General features: G+C 72.9%; 1 protein-coding gene. It reads right to left on the reverse strand.

Annotated features, from left to right (window positions below; genetic code table 11):
• Nucleotides 1–575: 575 nt before the first annotated feature.
• Nucleotides 576–2,317, reverse strand: a 1,742-nt coding sequence (locus AC2CHG_RS31080; protein WP_484526169.1) for a vWA domain-containing protein, incomplete at its 5' end; no start/stop codon positions are given.

Consider the following 2,317-nt stretch of genomic DNA (forward strand, 5'->3'; position numbering starts at 1 on the left):
ACTACATCCCCCTCACCCCCACCCCCACGATCCACAACCCCTGACACATCTATCGGGACTTCCCGTTGACACATGTCCCGGGACATGACAGCCCTCATGCGGGCCGTTTCGTACCAAGATCCACTGATGGCTCGGGTCGCCGAGGCGGCGCAGGGCGCGTGGGACAAGCTCGCGTGCACGGGCGGCACCACAGCCACCCGCCCCCAGGCCGTCGATCATGAGGTTAGCGGCGACAAACCGGACACCAAATGCCGCCAAGTTCATGATCGACCCGACCCAGGCGGGGCCGGCCCGGGCAGGGCTGGCCGGGCGGGAGCGCGACGCCAGCACTCGCCCGAAGGGTCGCCCGCGCGATCTTGCAGTTCGAGCCCTCGGGGCGTCCCGTTCGCGAGGTTTGCCCGGGCCCCAAGTGCAAGATCGCGGGCGCTCCCGGGGAGGGGTGCGGCGATCTTGGAGTTGTGGCACCTCGCTAACGGCGCGAAACGGGCATCTCGTGACGCCACGACTCCAAGATCGACGAGAGGGAGGGCGAGGGGAGGGAAGGAGGGAGGGAGGGAGGGAGGGGAGCAGCGGGGTCAGCGGCGGCCGTGGCGGGAACGAAGGTAGTCGGAAACCACGTACTCGCCCAGGTCGTCCAGGTCCGGGGTGAACATGCGGCCACCCGAACGCCGCGCCACCGCGTCCACGAACCGGCGCAGCCCTGGATCGTCGCCCAGCATGAACAGGTTGAGCGTCGCGCCGTACCGGGTCAGCCGGTCCACCTCCCGGATCGTTGCCGAGATGGTCTCCGGCAGCGGCGGCCAGTGGAAGTACGCCTCACCGTCCTCCGGGTCCAGGTGCGCCGTCGGCTCACCGTCGGTGACCACCAGCACCACCGGCTCGGCACCCGGGTGGCGGCGCAGGTGCCGGCCGGCGATCCGCAGCGCGTGCTGGAGGTTGGTGCCCTGCTGCATGTCCGGCTCCACCGCCGCAAGCTCCTGCTGGGTCAGCGGCATCGCCTCCCGGCCGAAGCCGACGATCTGCAGCGCGTCCTGCGGGAACCGGGTCGCCATCAGGTGCGACAGGGCCAGCGCGGTCTGCTTCATCGGACCCCACCGGCCCTGCGAGATCATCGAGTACGACAGGTCGACGCACAGCACCACCGCCGCCGACGCCCGCCGTTCGGTCTCCACCACCTCGAAGTCCTCGACCGCGAGCGGCACCGGTACTCCGGGACCGGCCCGTCGTACCGCCCGGGTGAGCGTGCGCACCACGTCCAGTGGCTGCTCGTCGCCGTACTCCCAGGGGCGTGACGCCCCGCTCACCTCGCCGGCGGCGCCCGCCGTGCGCAGGTCGTGCTGGCCGCGCGGTCCGGCGGTCAGGTCGGAGAAGACGCGCCGCAGCGCGGTGCTCGCGAGCCGGCGCAGCGCCTTGGGGCTGAGCGTCAGCCCGTCCGCGTCGCGGGTGACCCAGCCCTGGCGGCGCAGTTCGCGTTCCAGCTCCTGCAACCGGCGTACGTCGTCGGCGGCGTCGCGGCCCAGCGTCCGGGCGACCGCCTCCACGTCGACGTCGTCGAGTGTGGCGCCGGGCTGGTCCTGGTCGAGGGAGTCCAGCAGTTCGTCGAGTTCGGCGATCTCGTCGAGCGCGCCGGTGGCCTCGCCGTAGCCGAGCGGCTCGTCGCCGCGGACTCGCTCGCCGCGCTGCCAGTTCAGGTCCGGCCGCAGCGACCGCAGGTGCGCGTCGAGCTGGGACAGTTCACCGGCGAGCCGGTCACCGAGCGACTGGCGCATCAGTCCGGCGAGTTCCTCGCGTTGCCGGTCCGACAGCGACCGCATGAGCCGCTCGCCGGCGGCCGCCCGCCGGGCCAGTACGTCGATCAGCTCGTCGACGTCGGTGGGGCGTTCCGGGAAGAACTCGCCGTGGCGGCGCATGAACTCGGCGAACGCGTCGGTGGTGTCCTCGGCGCGGGCGTGCCGGGCGAGCAGGTCGTTGAGGTCGCGCATCATCTCGGCGAGCTGCCGCTGGACGGCCGGGTCGGCGGTGGCCCGGGCCGCGTCGCGCAGCCCGGCGAAACGCTGCTCCAGCACGTCGCCGCGCAGCCCGTCGAGGATCCGCTGGTACGTCTGCCGCGCCTCGGCGCTGGCCCAGTCGTACCCGGAGAGCTCCGACACCGCGCGGGCGGTGGAGCGGGGCAGGTTGTCGAGCACGGCCTCGGCGAACCGGGCGTCGTCGCCGTCGCGACCGCGCAGCTCGTCGCGTTCGGCGGCGAGCGCCTGGTCGAGCAGCGCCCGGGCCCGGGTGACGGCGCCGTCCAGGTCGCCGCGGCGCAGCGCCTCCC

Source organism: Micromonospora sp. ATLC20, from assembly GCF_057196585.1.